Annotated in this window: 2 protein-coding genes; one reads left to right on the top strand and one right to left on the bottom strand. The window is 34.9% G+C overall.

The features are described 5' to 3' along the window. Window positions 1–1017 precede the first annotated feature (1017 nt). Window positions 1018–1575: a shikimate kinase gene (locus N9I19_RS24360; protein WP_061461263.1), complete on the top strand. Its 558-nt coding sequence runs from the start codon at window positions 1018–1020 to the stop codon at window positions 1573–1575. Between the two features lie 104 nt (window positions 1576–1679). Here the strand turns inward: N9I19_RS24360 and N9I19_RS24355 are convergent, their stop codons facing one another. Next, on the bottom strand, window positions 1680–1784 hold the full coding sequence (locus tag N9I19_RS24355) for a hypothetical protein (RefSeq protein ID WP_317779274.1): 105 nt from the start codon (window positions 1782–1784) through the stop codon (window positions 1680–1682). Between the last annotated feature and the right edge of the window lie 940 nt (window positions 1785–2724).

Below are 2724 nucleotides of genomic sequence, written 5' to 3'. Positions count from 1 at the left end.
GCTCACTTAAAATTTAACGTTGGCGCTTTGTTTTGTTCAGTTTTCAAAGAGCAATTTTCACAATCGTTCTTTCGAACAGCTTGTTTATTCATCATAACACTTTATTGATTAGTTGTCAACTTCTGCGAAGTTTTTAACTTATTTTAAATCGCTGCGTTTTCAGCGACCATTTCATCTTATCATTTTCATTGTAAGAAGTCAATAGTTATTATTTCTTTTAGCAATCTGCCAAAAGCGGATGAAGTTTTTTGTTTTTCTTAGTTGGTGCTTATTTATATTAATCCTTTCGTACCATAAAGTCAACCAATTTCATGCAATTCCTTGTTAAATGATTTACTCAATTATATAGGAGTACTAAATGTACCAGTCATAACATGGTTTCTTCTACACCAAAACCCTACTTAATCCTTGTAGGTTCCCCTAGAATCAACAACCATTTTATTAAAATAAAAAGACCCATTTGAAAACACACCCCTTCAATATCCTTAAAACCTTATAAATTATCCAAATCGATTACTCTCTGCTTTTCCAAAGGCTCTTTTCATAAAGATTGTTGTTTTTAAAACGAAACTATTTAAGGTTGATTGGAGCGGAAGTGCGAGACTCCTGCGGGAGCAGCAGGACAGGTGAGACCCCACAGGCGTTTACGCCGAGGAGGCTCACCGCCCGCCCCGCGGAAAGCGAGCATCTGGAGGGGAAATCAACCACAACTCACTACCTGGTAAATAGCAACAAAGTATGTGAAAACAGCCTTTCCAAAAGACCAATCAACCTAACAAGGTATGGCAATGATAATCTAAATAAATGAAGGTAAATGAATAATGAGATGTTTATCGAATACTAAAATGTTGTTCCTTTAACACTGGTTAACGATTTTAGAAATAACCGCTTATATCACGCACTACCGTTGTCCAAATATTAAATAATTTTTTACAATTTTACTTCCTTATACTATAATAAATATATTTAAAAATTTCAGGATAGACTTTTAATCATTATAAAAGGAGGAATTTATAAATGATTAATAAAAACACATCTTTAAGGATGCAAAGTATCGTTTTTATTGGCTTTATGGGTGTAGGAAAGACGACGATCGGACAGAAAGTAGCGAGGAAATTATATAGGGACTTTATTGATATAGATCAAGAAATTGAAAAGGAATTCAATATGCCCACCACGGAAATATTCAAGAAGTTTGGGGAAAAAACTTTTCGCGAAAAAGAAAAAAGTGTGATTGAAAGCTTTAGTCAACAACAATTGAAAATCATTTCAGTCGGAGGAGGGGCATTTTTACAAGAGGATATACGGAATATCTGTTTATCTAATTGCATTGTCTTCTACCTTGACTTATCTTGGGATTATTGGAAAGAGAGAATAGGGTTGCTTATTGATAGTAGACCAGTGTTACAAAGTCGAAGCCTTGAAGAAATAGAAGAACTTTTTAATACTAGACAGGAAATATACTCCTATCATCATTCAAAAGTGAATATGAATGACCTTGATGTCGAAGAGGTAGCAGATTATATTGTTGATTCATTGAAAGTCGCCTGGGATATTTACGAACCACTTAAGTAATTCCATTAGTTGATTGCCCAATAAAACCTAGAAAAGAATAATAAAAAAGATGAAAAGAATACAGCGATAAGCTCTTCCTGTAAACTAATCACCTTTTTTTCTTTTTAGGAGGATTTTATAATCAGTTCAGGATTTAATATAATACGCTGTTGTTCATGATCAATATTCACCATTTTTTTGTACAAAAGATCCGCAGCTTCTTTCCCCATACGTTGAGGAAATGAAGAAACAGTTGTTAATGGAGGATCATTGATTTCTGCGACTGGAAATTATCGAATCCTACGATGTCTATATCTTGATCAGGAATCAATCCTTTCATCCTTAACCCTTGCATAACGCCTAAAGCAATTAAGCCACTAAAGCAAAAAATTGCTTTAGCGGGATCGGGATTATTAAAGACTTCAATACAGCCTCTAACCCTCCCTCTCGTGTCGGAGTATTATCTATCATTAACGATTCGTCAACTTCCAAGTGTCAAACTTATAAAATAGTCCTTTATACAGCATTCAAAATATTAGATATCAATCCAACATGCATTTTTGTTTGTTTTTTCAATTGTATCAAGAATGGGATATCTACTTGTATCCTCCAGTGCCGCTTGTCGAGTGCCCAAGAACAAACTATAGACAGAAGTAAAAGCAGTCTGTGGTGTTGCTGATATGTGCTTGCGTAATGCTCGTTGTTCCACGTTTTAAAAATATGGAGTATACCCATAAAGACCTAAGGACTTTCAAGCCTTTACTTTCAAGTAACTTGAGCGTCTTCAGTTAAGACTATCTAAAGTTTTTTTCGTATCCCATGGACAATGATGAATTGGGATTTTTGGCCTTCCGTATCTCTTTATTCTCTTCTCAGGTAATTAATGGGGCTAATTCTACTATTGCCTCCTGAAACTATTTACCATTTGTATTTTTTCTAATTCTGACACCTTCTATCTTGGCTCCCCTTATGTCACAACAATTCAAAGATCAGGCGCCCCTAAATTCTAACAATATAATAATAGAAGAAAAAAGTAGAATTATTTCCACTTTTAAATGGCTTCATTACTTTTTTCGATACTCTTATCATTAAAAGACGCAAAAAAAGACCAGCCGGATGGCTGATCTTTTAAATGGCTTGGCGGCGTCCTACTCTCACAGGGGGAAACCC

Source organism: Peribacillus sp. CSMR9 (assembly GCF_033141925.1).
GTDB classification, from domain to species: domain Bacteria; phylum Bacillota; class Bacilli; order Bacillales; family DSM-1321; genus Peribacillus; species Peribacillus simplex_A.
Note: the sequence above shows the minus strand (reverse complement) of the source record. Positions and strands in the feature narration are given on the sequence as shown.